We start from the raw sequence: 19,928 nt of genomic DNA on the forward strand, positions 1-19,928 counted from the left end.
GGTCGGATTATTGGAAGGATAGGTCGAATTAATACAAAAGTACGTTACATGCCACATTTAATTTCACTAAAATACAGGAAATCACTTAATTAACCGAGAATACTTCACTTAAATCTATAAGGAGTGGTTATCATGATCATTAAAAACTGCAAGAGGCCTTTAAAAATAGACATGCTCGAAGCTCTGATGAGACGCTTACCTCCTGGGCATGCGAAGCACCCGGCAATAATTGATGATATCAAAAAAATCAAGGCCGGATACAACGGTGAAAACAGAGTCTTCCAATCTCTTAAATTCCTTCCTGAAAAAGAGTATCTACTCTTTCATGACCTCCGACTTATTGGATCATCTTTTCCCTTCCAAATGGACATCCTCATTCTCACATCCTCTTTCCTTTTAATCCTTGAAGTCAAAAACATGGCTGGTGAAATCTTTTTCGATAATGCATTCAATCAACTTATCCGTACAAACCCAGATGGGAAAACCAAAGCTTTTGATGATCCCATATTGCAAGTGAGCCGGCAGCGCCAGCACTTGTTAGACTGGTTAAAAACAAAAAGAACGAACAACCTTCCAGTTGAAACTCTCGTAGTCAGTGCCAATTCTTCAACGATCATTCGGGCCGGGAATACGGATATTAATAGAAAAGTGATACGTAAGGATCGGATTCTACTTAAAATTGAGGAATTAAAAAACAAGTATAACGAAGATGTCCTTTCTACTAGAGCAATGAAACGATTATCGGATCTATTGCTTGATGGTCACATCCCTTATATTCCTAAACCGCTAGACAATTATAGAATTCCGATTACCGCCCTCCAAACCGGAGTATTCTGCGATAAGTGTCATGCATTTTCCATGGAGCGGAAATCAAGAAAGTGGATTTGCCGTACCTGTTTGGATATTTCCCTCGATGCTCACATTTCGGCACTTTATGATTATCTATACCTCGTCAAACCTACCATTACCAACAGGGAATTTCGAAACTTCCTACAAATCCAATCCCCATCCAGTGCAAAAAAACTATTACTTTCACTAAAACTGAATCATTCCGGCCATACTAGAGGCAGAGTTTATCTATTAAATTCTCTCATATAAGGATAGGTCGGATTTTTCCGCTGGTAGGTCGAATTAGTCCCCCGGTAGGTCGAATTAGTCCCCCGCTTGATTGAATTATCGATCTCACAGCACAAATTAAATCCCGAAACCGACTACTATAATAGGAATTCACCCTCTTTTACAGCATAATCAGCGCATTTCCCCCATCAGTTGTGATACCTTATATAAAAAGGAGAGGTGCGCAATGAATATTAAACCGCTTGCTTTCCGGATGCGGCCTCGGTCGATAGATGAGATCATCGGGCAGGAGCATCTGGTCGGTGAAGGGAAAATTATCGCAAGGATGGTGAAAGCCAAGCAGCTTTCTTCCATGATACTGTATGGTCCGCCGGGAATTGGCAAGACTTCGATTGCAAGTGCGATTGCCGGAAGCACGAAGTTTGCTTTCAGGACACTGAACGCGGTGACCAATAATAAAAAGGATATGGAAATCGTGGCTGCCGAGGCTAAGATGTCCGGGAAAGTGATTCTGCTGCTTGATGAGGTTCACCGGCTCGATAAGGCGAAGCAGGATTTCCTATTGCCATATCTTGAAAACGGGATGATCACCTTGATCGGTGCAACGACCAGCAATCCCTATCATGCAATCAATCCAGCCATCCGAAGCCGGTGCCAGATTTTCGAGCTCAAATCATTGGAAACCAATGATATAACCAAAGCTCTGGAACGGGCACTTCATGATGAAGAGCGCGGGCTTGGTGCATATAAAACGGATGTCAGCCTTGATGCCCTTACCCATTTCGCGACGGCTTCGAACGGAGATGTCCGCAGTGCGCTTAACGCTCTTGAGCTCGCCGTCATTTCCACCGAACCTGATGACTCCGGAACGATTCATATAGATCTGCAAATTGCCGAGGAATGCATGCAGAAAAAAAGCTTCTCACATGACAAGGATGGAGATGCCCATTACGATGTTCTGTCGGCTTTCCAAAAATCAATTCGCGGCAGTGATGTGAATGCAGCCCTTCATTATTTGGGGCGCTTGGTCGAAGCCGGCGATCTTGTCAGCATTGCCCGCCGCATGGTGGTCATTGCCTACGAAGACATAGGTCTTGCCAATCCGCAGGCTGGTCCCAGGGCCCTCGCTGCAGTCGAAGCCGCTGAACGGCTCGGTTTTCCTGAAGCCCGGATTCCACTTGCCAACTCCGTGATCGAGTTATGCCTATCACCTAAATCGAATACGGCCATTTCCGCAATTGATGCGGCTCTTTCCGACATTCGCAGCGGCCATAGTGGAGATGTACCGGATCATCTTAAGGATGCCCATTACAAAGGGGCCACTGAACTCGGACGCGGCATCGGCTACCTTTATCCGCATGATTACGAGAATGGCTGGGTGAAGCAGCAATACTTACCGGACAAACTGCGCAGAAAAAAATACTACATACCGAAAAAGAGCGGGAAATTTGAACAAGCCCTTGCCTCGGTCTATGAAAATATCGATAAAAAGAAATAACTCCGGGTCACTTCTAGACCCGGAGTTTCTTTATTGTGGGAAATGAAAACTTTTAACATGCCTCATGTTGACAAAAATCGCCTCCCCTTGAGCATTCACCATCTCAATGATGCCATCTTTCACCGCACTGATCATCCCGATATTCTGCGGATGCATCCCCAAGTCGAGCACCACCAGTTTATTGGTTAACTTTTTCACCTGTTCCTCCAATGTCCTGGCCCAGCTTAAAGATGAAACCTGTGCCAATTGTTCCCCTTTATTCAAGCCGTATGGTCCCTTTTCATCATCACAAACCGAAAGCCACTTTAAATGATCCATCGAAATGAACATCGTTTTAAATACTGGCGAATAAAAGACGAAATAGTTATTCATGATGCCCACGATATAACCATGAACCGAGTTTTTTTTCGTGAGCAGAATTTCAACAAACATCCCCTTCGCATTCATCAGTAATTTTCGGAACGATGTCTCGTCAATCTCCGGCTCTCCTCCCGAACCAATCTCCTCATCTATCATAGGAAAGGAAAAATTCTTAATGTGCCGGAATGGAACGTAACGGTAGACTTTGCCAGTATACAAAACGATGATGTCCGAACTTACTTCAATTAAAATCCCCGCTACATGTATATTCCCCGAGAGCTCCAGTTCCATATACTGGCCTATATGTTTTGCTAACAAGCGACGCTTCCCCCTTTCTATTAAAATCAACCAAACAGAATGGTTGCTTGGCCATTTTAAAAGCATTTGAACATAAACTTTTGAAAATCAAAAAATAAATCAAAATGGTGTAACGAATCCCAATGAATCCATCTTGGGAAACAACGGCATGTCCACCTTCCATAAGAAGGCACAACAACTCGATTTTGGTTGCTGTACCTGTTTGGTATTTCTTTACCGGATATTTTGATTTGAAGCTTTGATTAAGTTCTCAATCCAAATTTGCTTGAATGCATTTGCACGAGGACTTCTGCGTCTTCCTGATCTTTCATCTGAGCTTGAGCTTGAAGAGCTTTCATATGAAGAACTGCTTTCGTCTGATGAAGAGCTTTCTTCTGATGAAGAGCTTTCTTCTGATGAACTGCTTTCATCTTTTTTACTTCCGTTTGCTGAATTTCCATTTGCTGAATTTGCGTTTGATGCACCTCCGTCTGACGAACCTCCATCTTCGGATTTTTCACCTGATTCCTCTTCAGCTTCTTCCTCTACCTGCACAGTTAAGGCCACGAATTGGACATGATCGGTTGTCACATAAAATAATTCTTGATTATGCACAACGATAAGGTACGTATCAGCCACTTCCATCAGGATGCCCTCAACCCTCTCAGGTCCACCAGCAAAAACGGATACCCAGTTGTGGACTAAGCGAGTTAGTATGCCATTGAGCGTATCAGTTCCGTTATATACAAATTCAGGAAATAACTGATCGTCTGAAAGTTCCATCACTGTTACACTTTTAATATGGGAAATCGGGTATAAAACAAGCCCATCTTTCACCGTGGATAAAACTAAAAATTCATCCTTCACATCTACAACCCGGCCAACTTTAGATGCCGGACCGCCGCCATTAACTTGAATGCAGCTAGTTTGAAGAGATGCCAGCAATCCTAAAAAACTGGTCGGAAATACTGTTTCTTCTTCGTTGTCGGCTAATAAATCGACTTGTGACTTTCTCGCATTCGCCACAACTATTTTTAAATGATCGATTGCGTAATACACAAGTTGACTTTGTTCATTTTTCCCTGTTTGTAAAACGATATAATCGCTTAGCACTCCTATAAGCTGGCCTTCTCTAGAATCTGGCCCGCCTTTAAACACCCTCACCGATTTTCCTGTTAAAGCATCAAGGTACGGTAAACCAACAGTCTCTGCCATTTTTCCTTTAGCCTCCAATAGTTATTTATACTTTAATGATATCCGTACTGCATATATATGCGCCTGCTTTCTAATACGGACTCTGCTTATCACCCATTTTGTAGGAAATCGTCGTACGCCTAGAAATCCCCTTTTGAAAAATCACTTTTTCCATTCTATTCAACTTTTAAAAAAGGGCCTTACTTTTTAATAAAAAAACTCCGGAATTTTTTCCGGAGTTACTTCAACATATTTCTATATAGAATGAAATGGCTACACAGGAGCTTTCCTTTGCCCGGATTTTGTCACGGTTCAGGATGTAAACGATGTTTTAGTTTGGCCTATCGCTGGCATACTTGCTCAGCTGAAACATTTTCCGGAACGGCAAATGAAAACACATCGCGATCAGCGGATACCGTCCTTCTCCTTTGTTTGTCACCAGGAATTGCAAAGGCAGCTTGAAAGCACCGTTTTCAATACGGCCTTCCCCTTGAAAAATTTCACGACTATTTACCTAGATGAAATCTAGACTTTATAAGCGTGCTCCTACAAAATCATAGCTTATTAAACCCCTGCTATATCAGCATTCAATTCAAAAATCTTTAAACTAATAATATGAAACTATTAAACTTTCAAGTCATTACAAAACCTTTTATTGGCTTCCAAATATGTCAAAGGTATTATAAAGTAGCAAAATATACTATTCTTTTATTATGAAATTAAATATAATAGATGAAGTGGTTACAAAAAGAGGAAGGAAGTAAAATATGAGACATGAAAAAAAGAAGAAAAAGAAGCGGACATGGCTGAAGGTAGTCGGGGTAATTGTCCTACTATTCATATTAGCTGGGGGAGCCTTTGCCTACTCCGTTTGGAATTCACTGACAAAAACCGTTGACACGATGCATACACCAATAGACCGCACCACCGATAAACGAGCTAAGGACCTTGCACTATCCGATCAGGAGCCATTCTCAATGCTCATGCTCGGTGTCGATGAACGTGATGGCGACAAAGGCCGCTCAGATACAATGATCGTCTTGACAGTCAATCCACAAAAGAAATCGGTCAAAATGCTAAGCATTCCGCGTGATACACGGACCGAAATCGTCGGTCATGGAACACAGGATAAAATCAACCATGCATTTGCCTTCGGCGGCGCAAAAATGTCCATGGATACAGTTGAAAACTTCCTTGATATCCCAATCGACTATTATATGAAGATCAATATGGAAGGCTTTAAGGATATCGTTGACGCAGTCGGCGGTGTGACAGTGCAAAACGATTTGGATTTCACTTATGAAGGTGTCCATTTCGCAAAAGGGAGCATTAATCTCAATGGAGAAGATGCGCTTAAATATTCGCGAATGAGATATGATGATCCGAATGGTGATTATGGCCGTCAATCCAGACAACGTTCCATAATCGAGGCTGTCATAAAAGAAGGTGCTAGCCTTTCATCACTTACGAAATACGATGATGTCTTCGATGCATTAAGTAAAAATATCCAGACGAATTTGACGTTTGATGACATGATGGACATCCAAAAGAACTACAGGGACGCAAGCAAAAGCATAACACAAGCAACCATTCCAGGCAATGGAACGAAAATCGAAGGAGTCTACTATAATATTGTGTCGGATGAAGAAAAAGAAAAGGTTCAATCCGAATTAAAAGAACAATTATCCATCAAATAAGAAAAAAAGAAAGAGCTGTCCGGACCCGCATCCCGACAGCTTTTTCATTTTCCCCGTCCAATATTCTGACAAAAAACGAACACCAATTGTAGAGATTTGTTGGAATTTTTGTTGTTTATTAGGCACTAAAAGACGGTATAATCTAATATGAGCTGACAATTCCATCTTCCCCTTGCCCCTATAATCACTTGACACTATCATTCACTGGACCCAGAATTCCATCAACCGTCATTCATCAACTTTAATAAATAATCCTAAACAAAAGGAGTGGATTTGTATGAAAATCAAAGCAGGCAGCTGGGCGATGCTAAGCAAACAGGACAAAATGTTTATTCTGAAAGCCATCAGTGATCGATCAAGAATGAAATATGTTTCATGAGAAGTAGCTCTTTTCGGCAATACATGAGAGCATCGCCTCTCCCTTTTCAATAAAACGAACTCGAGCCTGAAAAAGGAGAGGAATCTATTTAAACCGATAATCCCATAACAAACAGCATTCGCCTTTTTCTTTGATAACATAGCTATCTTGTTGAAGATAAACACCCTAATGCGAGAATTGAAGACCTGTGTAACTGGAATTTCATAGGCCGTTTTATGCTGCCCTCCAACCTTATCCAGAATCCAGCTCTTCACTTTCTTAGTATCGGCTTACATCATACTGAAAGGTCTGCACATCCATACAACAATACCTGGCACCGGTGTTGCACATAAATTAAATCGCAACTTTGAAACGCTTTTTCAATCGTGTTGCCAATGAGAAATGGTACAAGCTCCTGCACCAGTCCTCACCCTCATAGCCGTAGCATTCATAAACGACAAAAAAGAAGCATGTTGTAGATATGCTCCTTTATTATATGTATTGAAATAGTTTTTCAAATTCGATGACGCCTTTCCACTGATACAAGAAAAATGAATAGAAGATTCCAAGCAAACTACCAAACGTGTCCAGCATGACATTCTGCCATAAGTGAGTTTGCCACCTTAGTTTTAGATGAAGTTCATCAGCACTAGCATAAAAAAGGACACATAAGAGCGCCTGAAAACGAAAGCATAGTATTCTACGCCAAGCACCCAACGTCAATCAATAAGCTAGGTCGAAGTATCTACGGATCATATACTATCAGGTTGTTCGATGATTCCGCTTAATTTCTCCTTAATTTCCTCCACAAGTTCATTTACAGTAACATCCTGCCCAAACTCGCCTTTTGCAAAAGTGTCTTTTAAAATATCAAAAAATCCATTTGAAATCTCAACTCCACCATTTCATAAGTTGTCCCAATTCTTTTTCAAAAATAAGGAATATAACTCTTTTATTATAGTAGGGATCGGCAAGTGGAATCTACTATAATAGAGAAAAACAACTGAAAATTAACATTTTATTAATATTCAAAGTAGGAAGGAATACTACTAGTCAACATGTGTGGATAAAAACAAAAAAGTACCGATTCCTCAGCCCCCTACGATACTACAAATTATGCTTGCCCCATAAAATAAGTCATTAATGAAATCAAAACTAATGTAATGGTAATATAAGTCCCAATAAAAATTTTCTTGCTTCTTTGTTTCTTTTCATAAACTTCCTCGAACGTAATGAATTTGTTTTTTGTCATCAAATGATCTCCTTATATTTTGATGGCAGCTATCTGACTTCGCCTTTTGCGAAGTCCCTTTGCTTGATCTCTATATGTAGTATCGACATACAGCTAAAAATATTTAAGTTTTTATTAACAATTTTTTTGCTATAGTCCAAAATCCGTAGAAGGGTTAGACAACTTAAAACACATTATGTATATAAAATAAATTCAATTATCAATATGTTAAATCCTTCTTTATTCATTTAAATAAATTAAGGGTTTTATTCTAAAACATTCATTATTATTTTTATCCAACCTAAAAATGATAACCATAACGGTACACTTAATAAAGTTCCCCACATTAATCCCTTCAAAAAGGCAATAGGCACATCCATAATAAAAATCTCCCTCAATAGGTTGCATTTTTATTATTATCGCCATGTGCTTTATTCTGGATACCTTTTATGGTAATGAAAACAAAAAAAGAAGACTGTATAACAGCCCTCCCTAAGGTACATATTGCTTATCCAATGATGCAATGTTTTTCTCTTGATCCATTTTCTCCGATAAAATCATTCACATCTTCAATGGACAAGCCTGAATTTTTCGCCTCTAACATTAAATAAACCCATTCTTCCAATTCATTGTTTGCTTCCATGACAAATTCCGCCTAATTTGTGGTAACACAGCCGTCTTAGCAAAGCCTTAGACCTGTAATTTTGCGTCCCTATTTTTCAATAGGTTTGCTTTTCTCAAGAATATTTAACATTATGATGATTTTCCAATTTAGTTTCATGCGCAAAATATGTAAGTCTAACTTTTATTAAGTCGACATACCCATATATTCATGTTAATTATACTTAAAAAGCTGATGATTAACTAAAATACTTTTCGTTATTTTCCGCCATCATTCTACAATATTCTTAAAAAAACAACTAAGTATTGGGAATTTTTATTTCATTACAAATAAGCTTAACGTGCAATAATTTTAAATAATGCATTACTTTAACTTTCTTCGACGTTTATTAAATACTTTCATAAAAATACTTCCTTCTTCTGTTTTAAAAAACTTAACTCCAACTAATTTTAAAGGTGTCCATACTTCTCTCATTTGGTATAAAGGCATTAAAAATCATCCTTTCTTCTATTAACTTATTAATTGAGCTTTTCTTTTTATAAAAGTACAAGTATTACATTTTTTTGTTACTTTATTTAATATTTTTCGTTAGAATCCACAGGCTAAATTCTTTCAACGAACAACTTGTTCTCTATAACGAATATTCAAATTGAACTTACCACCTTTACATTATTATGTCAATCAGTTTCGTTATTAATCTATTCTAGTAATTTGTACCCTTCATCTTCTACTTGTATGTTTCCCTCTCTGATCATACTAGTTGATCCTCAAACCTTATGCGGATTTTTCAGCCAATGTTCAGAAATTTAGCATGATGTGTTCCGTCTTTCAACTATTCTCAGAAAGTTTTTATTTGCCCATTAGAATTTCATAATTGATCCTAAAAATTAGGATATGATGGTAAACTTTATATTTTTTGTCTATTTTTGTCTGTTTTAAAGAACTAACTATACTTTATTAAGAACAAGTGCTATATTATAAAAAAAACGGTTCATATGGAGGAGGATATGACTAGATATGAGGAATTCGACTCTTTAAGGGGTTTAGCCGCTCTCATTGTGTTAATCGGGCATTATTTGATGGTATACCCTTCATATGCTAATTATCAGTATGATTCAAGCAGCTCCTACATGATTTATTTGTTCAAGGAAACTCCTTTACGCCTTTTTTTCAGCAGTGGAAATGAGTCTGTCATTCTATTCTTTGTATTGAGTGGTTTTGTTTTGTATTTATCAGTTAATAGTGCTAAATTCCACTATTCTACATACTTAATAAAACGAGTGTTTCGAATTTATATACCATATCTAGTAGCAATAGGCATGGCTATATTGGCGAAAATGCTTTTAAGCCATATTGATTTGCCCTTTATCACTAACTGGTTTAGTAAATCTTGGACAGGCCCGGATACTCCTACCTTATTAATAGAACATCTTTTGTTTATAGGGCAGTACAATACAGACGCCTATAACAATGTTATATGGTCCCTTGTCCACGAAATGAGAATTTCGATTATATTTCCTGTTCTGATTTTTTTATTTGTACGAAAAAAGCTTACATACTCTTTATTATGGCTTTTTGTTTTAATTTTTTCGTCGACTATTTTTTTGTATTTGTTTGGTTCTGGTGGGGATATAACCAGCATTCTTCTAAGTTTCCACTACAGTACCCTTTTTTTGATGGGAGCAATATTAGCGAAATATCGACATGAACTTTTTTCCTATACCTTGAAAAAGAAAAAACCTGTAAAAATTGCATTGTTGTTGGGGGCAATTACCTGTTTTATGTACGAAGGCATCATTGGCGAAGTGGATTTTTTAAATAATTATATTTTTAGGGATTATGTGGTCTCATTCGGTGTTTGCATTTTTATCATCATGAGCGTATGTTCCCAAAAAATTTCGGCGGTCTTAAGGTCTAGATTGCTAACTCTTCTCGGGAAAATTTCATATAGTTTGTATTTGTACCATCTTACATCCTTATTCTCATTGATGTACCTATTCTATAACATGCTTCCTACCGGTTTAATATTGATATTTTCCTTTTTCTTATCTTTTTTACTCTCTTCAGCGTCCTATCTACTCGTGGAAAAACCATGCATGAGGCTCGGATCGTATTTCACAAGAAACGAAAAAATAATTTCCAAAGACCACATAGCTTTAAAACGCAAAATAGGATAATTGCTTACTATTATATAAAAATTCTTTGCAAGTTGTGAACGTATTCTAACTATCTCTAAAAAAGTGGTGAAATCGATGAATGAAAAAGTAAAAATTAAAGATTTTATACGAATCTTAAAAAAGCGAATATTAATCATTATTCTATCTACCCTTTGTATTACTGGTTTTATTATTTTTTCGTCCATGTACCTTATGAAACCAACCTATCAGTATTCCACTCAAGTTCTGGCAGGATCTTTAAGTATGGATGAAAAGGAAGCTTCCATTAACAAAGTTCAAGAGAACAGACAGCTTGCCCTTTCGTATATGGACATCATTAAAAGTCCGCAAATCATGATAGGAGTTAAAGAAGAATTGAACCTTAAGACTTCAAGCTATGACTTACTTAAGCAAGTTTCCATTACAAATAGAGATAATTCACAAATCATCACGATTACCGTCAAGGATTCAAACCCGGAATCCGCTAAAGACATCGCCCAGACTGTCGCGAGGCATTCGATATCTAATTTTAAAGACATTACAAACGTAAAACAGATTAGTATTCTCAATGATAATGAAATGGGACAAGCAGAACTGCTTTTCCCAAAGCCGAAATTCATTATAGCCATTTCAATAGTAATAGGCTTTTTTGCTGGAATAGGCTTAGCACTTCTTAGAGAGCACTTTGATGATTCAACCTACTCCGATAGGGAGCTTGAACTTCTTGGAATTCCATTATTAGGGAGACTGGATTTGAATACCAAAAGAATTAGCAGAAAACGTAAAACAACATATAAAACCTTACCTTCCACCAAACGGGGTGAATATAGTGAGTATTAAATTCACAAGGAAACAATCCTTTTACCTAAATGAAATCAATAAAGAGCAATTTTATTCGATATGTAACAATATCGAGTCTAACCTTCATAAAGACGATTCAATATTAATGATTACATCTCTTTCACAATCACAGAATATTGCAAATGCAGCAGCGTGCTTAGCACTTGCCTTTTCGGAGCAGCGTAAACGAGTGCTTGTAGTGGATGCTAATCTGCGTCAACCCTCGCTGCATCAAGTGTTTAATATCGATAATTCATTCGGTTTGACCAACTTGCTTTTAAACGAGAAGCCCAATATTAACGAACATGCTATACATATAAAGGGTCATCTATTTTGTATACCTACAAGCGAAGCCATTTATGAACCAGCAACATTATTAACATTAGAGACCCTTCCAACTCTGATTGAAGAGTGGAAGAAGGATTTTGACCTCATTTTATTTCATACATCTGACAGTTTAAATAAACCTGATGCAAATATCGTTGCTAAATATTGTGATGGCATAATATTAGCGATACAAGAAGGCAGAGACAAGTTAGAGAAAATTGCCGGTGTGAAAATGCAATTTGAACGGGCAAATCTCGAAATTTCAGGAACAATGATCATTTCTTAATTCAGGGAGGATAACCAGTGGATTCGAAAGTCAGAGTCGATAGGCAGGAAGAAATCCTGACAAAAGCACTATCGACATCATCTAATTTTAATATAAAGCGCACTATGGATTTAATCATCTCGTTTTTTATGCTGATACTTACAGCACCTATTTTACTTTTATTCTGCATTCTTATCCCTATTGATTCAACTGGCTCCCCTTTTTTTTATCAGCAAAGACTTGGCCTGGATGGGAAGCCCTTCAATATGATTAAACTGCGTTCCATGGGCATCGATGCCGAAAAAAATGGGCCTAAGTGGGCAAGTACAAATGATTCCAGGGTGACTAGAATAGGAGCCTTTATACGAAAAACACGGATTGATGAAATCCCTCAGCTTATTAATGTTTTAAAAGGAGATATGTCGCTCATCGGGCCAAGACCTGAAAGAGAATATTTCTATAAAGAATTCGAAAAGTTTTTGCCTGGCTTTAAAAACCGTTTATATGTGAAACCAGGAATAACAGGGTGGGCACAAGTAAATGGGGGTTATGATTTAACACCAAAAGAAAAGCTGTATTTCGACCTATATTATATTCAACACCGCTCATTTGCTATGGAAATAAAGATTTTGTTCCGAACATTGACCATAGTCTTTACTGGTAATGGAGCTAGATAAGCTAAAAAAGGAGTAGTGAAAAATGAATAAAGTACTAGTAACTGGGGGCTTTGGATTTATTGGCTCTCATATTGTCGATACATTAATCCGTAATAATTATGAAGTGGCTATATATGATAACCTCTCCAGCGGATCTATCGGGAATGTCCAAGCCAAAGTCACACCCTTCTTTGGAAATGTTGAAGATGAGGTCCTGCTTGAAAATGCCATGGAGACATTTAGGCCTGACTATGTCATTCATCAAGCTGCACAAGTAAGTGTACAACAATCCATTTCGGATATTACGAATGATGCACGAATTAATATCATGGGAACGATAAACATCGCTAAGCTCTCTCACAAGTATGCCGTTAAAAAAATCGTGTTTGCCTCATCAGCAGCTGTATATGGAGATGCTGATGTCATGCCAATCACATTATCACATCTTACCTCTCCATTATCACCCTATGGTGCTTCAAAAAAAACGGCAGAGGATTATCTAAAGCTTGCTAAAGAATTATACGATTTAAATTATGTGAATCTTCGATACAGCAATGTATATGGGCCAAGACAGACAGCTAGCGGCGAAGGCGGTGTTATATCGATCTTCACTAATCTTGTGATAAAAAATGAACGGCCCGTCATTTATGGAGACGGCACTCAAACAAGGGATTTCATCTATGTAAAGGATGTAGCCGATGCCAATCTGAAGGCGTTGGAATATGAAGAAAGCGGCACCTTCAATGTCTCATCAACCACCAGTACAAGCATCAATCAATTATTCTCGATTATTCAATCCTTTGGCAGCCATGATTTATCTCCTATTTATCAGCCAGCGAAAAATGGGGATATCAAAGAAAGCTTACTCTGTAATAAAACGACACTTCAAAAATTGGGTTGGCACCCCGCTCATTCACTTGAACAGGGTCTTGCGAGCACATATGAATATTATTTAAACCAAAATCAGCCTTCTTTAACCAGAAAGACAATTCAATCACCTGCACCACTACTCAAGCCAACGACTTTATCGTCATAAAATCGGGAGCGAATAAAGTGAATACAAAGAAAAACTCTATTTTAAAAAATATTGTCCATTTATTTTACAGTACCATTCTATCCAATGTTCTAAATGCGGCCACGCTCATTCTATTAGCAAATTATTTTAACTCAAAGAACTACGGGATTTTCAGTGTGGCATTGGCTCTTGCCATGGTCATGAATTTTTTTACGGACCTCGGGACAAGTAATACTTTTTTAAGGGAAGGGTCAAAAAAGGAAAACTTAGGAAGAACGTTTTCTTCCTATATTAAGATTCGGATTGTTTGCTCCCTTTTGACCTTTTTTGTTTTTTTTGCCGGCATAAGGATTCTTTATCAAGAACAACAAATTCTTTATATGATCTATAGTCTAATGATCCCGATGGTCATTGGCCTGCCGATGCAAAGTATTGGTATAACCTACTTTCAATTAACTGAAAGAATGCAATTCATCGCGTCGATAAAAATCTTCTCATCTTTTGCGTTAATACTTTCCACCACGGTGAGTATGGGCTTAAAAGTGGATGTTCATCTAGCAGCCTTTTTATATGGATTCTCTTATTTAGCCGGCGGATTTTACAGCCTTTATTTACTGCTGAAAAAAGCGGAAATAAAATGGAAATCTCCTTTTGAAAAACAATTATTAACGAATCTTAGTCCGTTTTTAATCAGTGGGTTATTTATTATGCTAACCCCACAATTGGGTCCATTGGTACTGGAAAAAACACTGCCTTTAGCGCTTGTCGGTCTTTTTGCAGTAGCCTATCGCATTCCTTCTGCTTTATACCAAATACCAGGGGTCATCGCAGGCGCTTTTTTTCCGCTTTTATTTAAGCGATACAACCAAGGGGAGCTTGCAGAACACACAAGATTGAATATCCTGCAAATGAAAATCATGTCCTATATCGGCATGTGCATGACTATAACCTTATTCTACTTGGCCACTTACCTTGTCACCATTTTATTCGGAGCCGAGTGGGGATCTGCGGTTCAGCCTTTAAAAATATTGGCTTTTATAATCGTTCTGCAAGGCTTTAACATTGCCATTGCTGACGGTCTCACAACAAGGGGATTACAGAACCGGCGTACAATTGTCCAGTTTATAACCATCACCGTCGGAGTGGTTTCCTTCTATTTTCTGAGCATCAACTATGCAGTGGCCGGCTCAGCTTTTGCCGTCCTTACCATGGAAATCGTCTCATTCTTTGGCTATGTCGCTGCCAACCCAGAAAAAAGAACGGTACTCTCCAAGGTCATCCTGCCGTATGGTACCTTCTTTTTCATTAGTTTCATCTTGATGCTCAACTTATTATCCAAGTATCCTTTTCTGGCCATGGTGTCAACCATCACTTTCGTCACTGCTCTAATTTTACTGCTCGACAAGAGCATCAAGCAATTAATCGTTGGCTTTATTAAAAAGAAACATGAGACCAAACATTTACAAGATGGGAGACAAAAAGAGAATGGAAAGATTGCTAATTAATAAAAACACCTCTATCTGGTCAGTCTTTCTCTTGTTATTTTTTATTACGCTCAGTAAATATAATATCTCCATCGGTTTTTCTTTAAAAATTTACATGATTTTTCTAGCCATTTTCTTTTGCATTCATTTTCGGGATTTTTATTTCCATACCCTTTATCATTATGAAATCCTTTTGCTTTTATTTTATTTCACCTATTGTCTGAGCGGCGCGTTTTCTCAGTATCCTGAATCGAGCATTCGGGTCATCCTAGGAGTGATACTCGTACTTGGCTGTTATTTCATCATGAGATATGTACTGGAGCTAACTTCGCTAAGTGCGATTGAGAAATCAATTGCAAATGTCGGTATCATCTTTAACGTCATTAGCCTATTATTGTACGTCATCGGCATAAAGGTGACAGGAAGATTTCCGACAGGTGTTGAGATTACATCATATGGATTATTATTGGACCGGGATTATCCAAGATTAATCGGTTTGCTGGATGACCCCAACATCTTCATTTTTTTTAACACAATCTTTTTTTCCTATTATTTAACCAATTTAAAGGGATTCAAGCGTTCAATTGGATTCCTCCTATGTATGATTACTTCCCTTCTTACATTTTCTAGAGGCGGTGTTTTAGCGCTTGTATTGGTGGTCTTTTTGTACATGCTGTTAGCTAATTTCTCAAAAAAAATCAAAATGTTAGCTGTTTCCTTATTATTTTTAGCGGTAATATATGTTGTTGGATCTTTTATCAATATAGATCTCAATGAAATCGTCACGAGCCGCATTTCTGACTTTTCAACGGACGGGGGCAGCGGAAGGTTTGAATTATGGGGGCAGGCGATTAACTACTTTATGTCAAATCCTCTTTTGGGCATTGGAGCTTTTAATTTTTCCGATTATTACGCTTTTGAGCATAATGAACAGCTATATGTTCACAATACGTATCTTGAGGTTTTAGTAGAGTCAGGAATCATTGGTTTTCTTTTTTACCTTTCCTTTTTATTAATGCTTATCATCACTTTATTCAAGACTAAGTTACATAAAGAAAAACCGTTCATTGTGCTTACTCTTTTTGCTTTCTTAATACAGATGATGTCCCTTTCACTCATGATTAATGAAGCATTTTTTTCCTTTTTAGCACTAACTTTAAAATATATTTCGGTATATGAGAAAAAAGAGGTGGAATGTAATGACCTACAGCAAAAAGGATGACAGACCTTTAGTTTCCGTGATAACTCCCTCGTATAACTGCTCGTCCTTTATACCTGAAACGATAAAAACTGTCCAAGATCAAACCTATTTTAACTGGGAGATGATCATTGTAGATGATCAATCAAAGGATGATTCTGTTTCTATCATTAAATCCTATGCAGAGAATGATTCACGGATCAGACTTATTCCTTTATCCAAGAATGTCGGAGCTGCCCGCGCAAGAAATATAGCCATTAAAGAAGCCCATGGAAAATATATCGCGTTTCTTGATAGTGATGATTTGTGGCTTCCAACTAAAATGGAAGAACAAGTTGCATTTATGCAAAAGGGAAATCTAGCTTTCTCTTTCACCTCCTATTCTTTAATAGATGAAGAAGGTAAGTCTCTTGATGTTGAAGTAAAGGCACCTAAAGAGGTGGATTATAAGCATCTGATCGGAAATACAACAATTGGCTGTTTAACCGTGATGCTGGATAGGCTGCAAATCAAGCATATCGAAATGCCTGATATTCAGCCTGAGGATACTGCATTATGGCTGTTACTGTTACGACAAGGATATAAAGCGCATGGCCTACCAAAAGTCTTATCCAAATATCGGATTGTAAGTAACTCCACTTCAAGAAATAAATTTAAGGCTGCTTACCGATATTGGAAGCTGTTACGAAGCCAGGAAAAATTAAATATCGTAAAAGCTAACTTCTATTTTAGCAAATACGCCTATAACGCATACAACAAAAACAGAGGTTCACAGCCTGCCTCTTTACTAAATGGAGGGAAATAAGGTATATGAACAATGTCCTGCTACTTACAGATAAACTCATAACAGGCGGAGCTGAAATGTATTTTTGCAAATTGGAAAACCATCTCCAGGATGAAAACATGACGTTCTACTCTGCCGCTGCGACTGGGGAATTGTACAAGCAAATTCATAACAAACAACAATTCATCCCTTTAAGCTTAAAGAATCACCTTGCCAATCTTAACATACTGACTAAAGAAGTCCGCTTAAAACACATCGATGTCATTCATGCCAATAGTTTAAGAATGCTGCTATATTCGATCGCCATCAAGAAACTGACCAGAAGAAATATCAAGCTGGTGTATACCAAGCATAATGTAACCATCCTAGAAAAAAAGATGCCCTTTCTATTTAAAAGAATGCTGAATAAGCATGTTGAGCAAATCATTGCGGTCAGTAATTTTGAAAAAGATAACTTACTTCAGCTGGGGGTAAGTAAGAATCTTATTAGGACGATTTACAACGGCGTGGATGTTGAACACTTTTCTTTTAAACAATTACAGCCTAAAGAAACCTTCAATGTGGGAATTTTAGCCCGCTTATCAAAAGAGAAAAATCATGAACTTTTCTTAAAAATCGTTAATGAGTTAAAAGACGTACCTAATGTGATGTTTTATATTGCTGGAGATGGACCAGAGCGGGAATTTGTAGAAAAGATGATTAAAGACTTAAAGTTACGCCATAAAGTGAAGCTCCTGGGCAATGCCTCCAATCCGTATGAATTTATATGCAATATGGACTTACTTCTTTTAACATCTCTTAGAGAAGTTTTTCCAATGGTCGTCCTGGAAGCGATGGCCGCAGGAACTCCAATCATGTCAGTCGATGTAGGAGGCATTAAAGAAGCGATTGTGGACCATGAAACCGGGATTCTCATTTCACAACATTCAGAACAGGAATTTGCCAAACAAATTAAAACGCTTCAAGATAATGTGGATTTAAGAGAACGCTTGGGAAGCAAAGCAAGACAAAAAGTAGAAGAATCCTTCTCCCTCTCGAATATGATTCATTCTACACTGAAAACCTATCAATGAAACAAAAACAAACGAAAACCTCGTTTGTTTTTGTTTTTTATACCTATACATATTTTTTTGGACAAGCATATGCTATATAACATCACCATAAAAGGAGTGTTATATATGGCAGACCCACTCAACCTCCCTGAGGATTGCCAGAACAGAAATATTGCTAATATTGATTGTTTTGGCGCCGATCCGAATCTAGCGGATAATTCTCCAGCCATTCAAGCAGCGATTGATTATTGTGTAAATAATAACTACTCTAAAGTTGTCATTACAGGGAAGAAACAATATACCCTTTCCTCCCCCATTGTCATTAAGCAAAATGTCCATCTTGAAATTGATCCGACGATAACATTAATAGTTAAAGGTAATTTCCAGGTTTTTGAACTACAAAAGGATGCTTCCCTCTCCGGCGGGACGATTGAAGTAGTCGATACTAGCTTCAATTCATCCGTCATTTTTCTTTCCGGGGCACAGCAAATTGAAATCCATAATCATACAGCTATATCGAATATCAATATTATTAACCGTACAACAACGTATCAAGGTATAGCCATCCATCTATACTGCAACAAAGCATGGGACTTCATCAGTTTCTTTAAGGCAAGCTCCCTCCAAATCACAAACTTCCATACAGCACTCTATTTAAAAACCGAAAAACTAGTAAATGTAGATACCCCTTGTTGGATTAATGCCAACTCCTTCGAGTCCATCTTTATAGATGGCTGCCAGTACGGAATCGAGATTGTCGGAAGCAGTGATCTACCTTACGAAATTTCCGGAAACACCTTTACTGGAATTCAAGTTCAAAGCCGAAAACAAACTAAAAAAGTCATTCGATGTTCAGGTGCTTATAATATATTTGAAGGCATCATATGGGATACCTACCGAATGGACGATCCTCCGCTCGTCATTGAATTCTCCTCCGCATCCCATCACAACTACCTAAGCTCGAATCAGGTATCCACATCCATCCTTGATCGCGGCCAATACAATCGATGCACATCTCCTCATGAAGAATCGCTCCAAGTATATCCACCTCTTGCCTTAGGAAAAGCCCATCTGGTCGGGAATCAAGACGATATCCTAGTAAATGCAAACGTCCGCTACGCTGTACGTCAGCTTTCTGGAAAGGCACCTTATGGAGGAAATATCAATAACTGCTTCAATTTACTCGATGAGCAAAGTGTAAATTACCTCGATGTCCCTAGTTCCCTACCGGTTGTGATTGAATTGGATTTTACCAAACAGCCTATTAAAATGCTAAATTGCTTTGGTATTTATTTTGGATGGAATGAAAGTCCCAGCCGCGTATTGATTGAATATCAACAAAGCTTAAATGGACCTTGGACAGTTGCAAAAAATCTCCCATTTAATGCCGGTAACACGGTTATCTCAGAAACAAGAGCGGAAACGCTCTATAAAATTAGACTGACGTTAAGCGGGTATACACAAGAGCACAAACGATTCCGGATTAATCGGATCTTCGCACGATCATCGTTACAGCAAGGTGCAGCTTGGTTGCCTACTACAGGCGGCACATTATATGGAGATTTAGAACTTCAAAAAGGGAAAGCTGTGACAATGGCTTCTCCAAACGGAACAAAGTGGAAAGTGAGTATTAATGATCAAGGCCAAATTATCACTACAAAGCTATGACTATTAAATAAAAAAACTGACATATAAACTCGTTATCCAAAGAGGAAAGGATTATTCCCCATGGATAAGGATCAATAGTACCAGTTAATTAATAGTCATTAATGTTATCTCAAATTATATTACAGGGTGTGTGCCTATCTACTAGCTAA

Annotated in this window: 18 protein-coding genes and 1 riboswitch; of the genes, 13 read left to right on the plus strand and 5 right to left on the minus strand. The window is 37.9% G+C overall.

Features of this window, described 5'->3' with window-relative positions; genetic code table 11:
- The first annotated feature begins 132 nt into the window (after nucleotides 1-132).
- Entirely contained in the window at nucleotides 133-1,098 is a 966-nt protein-coding gene (locus tag ACIQZD_RS02690) for a nuclease-related domain-containing protein (RefSeq protein WP_402897856.1), read from the plus strand.
- Between the two features lie 205 nt (nucleotides 1,099-1,303).
- Nucleotides 1,304-2,575, plus strand: a complete 1,272-nt coding sequence (locus tag ACIQZD_RS02695; protein WP_402897859.1) for a replication-associated recombination protein A — start codon at nucleotides 1,304-1,306, stop codon at nucleotides 2,573-2,575.
- A 30-nt stretch (nucleotides 2,576-2,605) separates the two neighbouring features.
- Here the strand turns inward: ACIQZD_RS02695 and ACIQZD_RS02700 are convergent, their stop codons facing one another.
- Both ACIQZD_RS02700 and ACIQZD_RS02705 read right to left on the minus strand, forming a co-directional pair.
- Nucleotides 2,606-3,253 (minus strand): DUF2642 domain-containing protein, encoded by a 648-nt coding sequence (locus ACIQZD_RS02700; protein WP_402897862.1) that lies wholly within the window; start codon nucleotides 3,251-3,253, stop codon nucleotides 2,606-2,608.
- Between the two features lie 213 nt (nucleotides 3,254-3,466).
- Complete coding sequence (locus ACIQZD_RS02705) at nucleotides 3,467-4,447, minus strand: hypothetical protein (protein ID WP_402897864.1); 981 nt, start codon at nucleotides 4,445-4,447, stop codon at nucleotides 3,467-3,469.
- 746 nt (nucleotides 4,448-5,193) lie between these two features.
- Between ACIQZD_RS02705 and tagU the strand changes: the two genes are divergently transcribed.
- Complete coding sequence (gene tagU, locus ACIQZD_RS02710) at nucleotides 5,194-6,123, plus strand: polyisoprenyl-teichoic acid--peptidoglycan teichoic acid transferase TagU (RefSeq protein WP_402897867.1); 930 nt, start codon at nucleotides 5,194-5,196, stop codon at nucleotides 6,121-6,123.
- 1,110 nt (nucleotides 6,124-7,233) lie between these two features.
- On the opposite strand, the gene ACIQZD_RS26195 is transcribed toward tagU, so the two are convergent.
- From ACIQZD_RS26195 to ACIQZD_RS02720, 3 genes are all read right to left on the minus strand, one after another.
- Nucleotides 7,234-7,371, minus strand: a complete 138-nt coding sequence (locus ACIQZD_RS26195) for a YwzD family small protein (protein ID WP_483878400.1) — start codon at nucleotides 7,369-7,371, stop codon at nucleotides 7,234-7,236.
- 224 nt (nucleotides 7,372-7,595) lie between these two features.
- The gene (locus ACIQZD_RS02715; protein ID WP_170974034.1) at nucleotides 7,596-7,733 is read right to left on the minus strand and encodes a hypothetical protein; all 138 of its coding nucleotides are present in this window, start codon (nucleotides 7,731-7,733) and stop codon (nucleotides 7,596-7,598) included.
- A gap of 487 nt (nucleotides 7,734-8,220) precedes the next feature.
- Nucleotides 8,221-8,355, minus strand: coding sequence for an anti-repressor SinI family protein (locus ACIQZD_RS02720; RefSeq protein ID WP_402897871.1), 135 nt, complete (start codon nucleotides 8,353-8,355; stop codon nucleotides 8,221-8,223).
- Nucleotides 8,356-8,373: 18 nt separating this feature from the next.
- A riboswitch (cyclic di-GMP riboswitch) is annotated at nucleotides 8,374-8,455 on the minus strand.
- A gap of 886 nt (nucleotides 8,456-9,341) precedes the next feature.
- Between ACIQZD_RS02720 and ACIQZD_RS02725 the strand changes: the two genes are divergently transcribed.
- From ACIQZD_RS02725 to ACIQZD_RS02770, 10 genes are all read left to right on the plus strand, one after another.
- Complete coding sequence (locus ACIQZD_RS02725; protein WP_402897874.1) at nucleotides 9,342-10,511, plus strand: acyltransferase family protein; 1,170 nt, start codon at nucleotides 9,342-9,344, stop codon at nucleotides 10,509-10,511.
- 75 nt (nucleotides 10,512-10,586) lie between these two features.
- On the plus strand, nucleotides 10,587-11,330 hold the full coding sequence (locus ACIQZD_RS02730) for a YveK family protein (protein ID WP_402897876.1): 744 nt from the start codon (nucleotides 10,587-10,589) through the stop codon (nucleotides 11,328-11,330).
- Entirely contained in the window at nucleotides 11,320-11,943 is a 624-nt protein-coding gene (locus ACIQZD_RS02735; RefSeq protein ID WP_402897879.1) for a P-loop NTPase family protein, read from the plus strand. Before ACIQZD_RS02730 ends, ACIQZD_RS02735 begins: the two co-directional genes overlap by 11 nt.
- A gap of 104 nt (nucleotides 11,944-12,047) precedes the next feature.
- Entirely contained in the window at nucleotides 12,048-12,599 is a 552-nt protein-coding gene (locus ACIQZD_RS02740; RefSeq protein WP_402899865.1) for a sugar transferase, read from the plus strand.
- A gap of 22 nt (nucleotides 12,600-12,621) precedes the next feature.
- On the plus strand, nucleotides 12,622-13,614 hold the full coding sequence (locus tag ACIQZD_RS02745; protein ID WP_402897882.1) for an NAD-dependent epimerase/dehydratase family protein: 993 nt from the start codon (nucleotides 12,622-12,624) through the stop codon (nucleotides 13,612-13,614).
- A 17-nt stretch (nucleotides 13,615-13,631) separates the two neighbouring features.
- A complete protein-coding gene (locus ACIQZD_RS02750; protein WP_402897886.1) occupies nucleotides 13,632-15,098 on the plus strand; it encodes an oligosaccharide flippase family protein in 1,467 nt (488 codons plus the stop codon).
- The gene (locus ACIQZD_RS02755; protein ID WP_402897890.1) at nucleotides 15,079-16,299 is read left to right on the plus strand and encodes an O-antigen ligase family protein; all 1,221 of its coding nucleotides are present in this window, start codon (nucleotides 15,079-15,081) and stop codon (nucleotides 16,297-16,299) included. Before ACIQZD_RS02750 ends, ACIQZD_RS02755 begins: the two co-directional genes overlap by 20 nt.
- On the plus strand, nucleotides 16,277-17,080 hold the full coding sequence (locus tag ACIQZD_RS02760; RefSeq protein ID WP_402897893.1) for a glycosyltransferase family 2 protein: 804 nt from the start codon (nucleotides 16,277-16,279) through the stop codon (nucleotides 17,078-17,080). Before ACIQZD_RS02755 ends, ACIQZD_RS02760 begins: the two co-directional genes overlap by 23 nt.
- Nucleotides 17,081-17,085: 5 nt before the next feature.
- Entirely contained in the window at nucleotides 17,086-18,132 is a 1,047-nt protein-coding gene (locus ACIQZD_RS02765; protein ID WP_402897896.1) for a glycosyltransferase family 4 protein, read from the plus strand.
- A 105-nt stretch (nucleotides 18,133-18,237) separates the two neighbouring features.
- Nucleotides 18,238-19,779, plus strand: coding sequence for a glycoside hydrolase family protein (locus tag ACIQZD_RS02770; protein ID WP_402897899.1), 1,542 nt, complete (start codon nucleotides 18,238-18,240; stop codon nucleotides 19,777-19,779).
- Nucleotides 19,780-19,928 lie beyond the last annotated feature (149 nt).

This window comes from Peribacillus sp. NPDC096447, assembly GCF_044762725.1.
Classification (GTDB): Bacteria; Bacillota; Bacilli; order Bacillales; family DSM-1321; genus Peribacillus.

Excerpts from the sequence above, each read along its gene's own strand:
- ACIQZD_RS02690 (WP_402897856.1), top strand. The coding sequence starts at position 133 with ATGATCATTAAAAACTGCAAGAGGCCTTTAAAAATAGACATGCTCGAA.
- ACIQZD_RS02695 (WP_402897859.1), top strand. The coding sequence starts at position 1,304 with ATGAATATTAAACCGCTTGCTTTCCGGATGCGGCCTCGGTCGATAGAT.
- ACIQZD_RS02705 (WP_402897864.1), bottom strand. The coding sequence starts at position 4,447 with ATGGCAGAGACTGTTGGTTTACCGTACCTTGATGCTTTAACAGGAAAA.
- tagU (WP_402897867.1), top strand. The coding sequence starts at position 5,194 with ATGAGACATGAAAAAAAGAAGAAAAAGAAGCGGACATGGCTGAAGGTA.
- ACIQZD_RS02715 (WP_170974034.1), bottom strand. The coding sequence starts at position 7,733 with ATGACAAAAAACAAATTCATTACGTTCGAGGAAGTTTATGAAAAGAAA.
- ACIQZD_RS02720 (WP_402897871.1), bottom strand. The coding sequence starts at position 8,355 with ATGGAAGCAAACAATGAATTGGAAGAATGGGTTTATTTAATGTTAGAG.
- ACIQZD_RS02725 (WP_402897874.1), top strand. The coding sequence starts at position 9,342 with ATGACTAGATATGAGGAATTCGACTCTTTAAGGGGTTTAGCCGCTCTC.
- ACIQZD_RS02730 (WP_402897876.1), top strand. The coding sequence starts at position 10,587 with ATGAATGAAAAAGTAAAAATTAAAGATTTTATACGAATCTTAAAAAAG.
- ACIQZD_RS02740 (WP_402899865.1), top strand. The coding sequence starts at position 12,048 with ATGGATTTAATCATCTCGTTTTTTATGCTGATACTTACAGCACCTATT.
- ACIQZD_RS02745 (WP_402897882.1), top strand. The coding sequence starts at position 12,622 with ATGAATAAAGTACTAGTAACTGGGGGCTTTGGATTTATTGGCTCTCAT.
- ACIQZD_RS02755 (WP_402897890.1), top strand. The coding sequence starts at position 15,079 with ATGGAAAGATTGCTAATTAATAAAAACACCTCTATCTGGTCAGTCTTT.
- ACIQZD_RS02760 (WP_402897893.1), top strand. The coding sequence starts at position 16,277 with ATGACCTACAGCAAAAAGGATGACAGACCTTTAGTTTCCGTGATAACT.
- ACIQZD_RS02765 (WP_402897896.1), top strand. The coding sequence starts at position 17,086 with ATGAACAATGTCCTGCTACTTACAGATAAACTCATAACAGGCGGAGCT.
- ACIQZD_RS02770 (WP_402897899.1), top strand. The coding sequence starts at position 18,238 with ATGGCAGACCCACTCAACCTCCCTGAGGATTGCCAGAACAGAAATATT.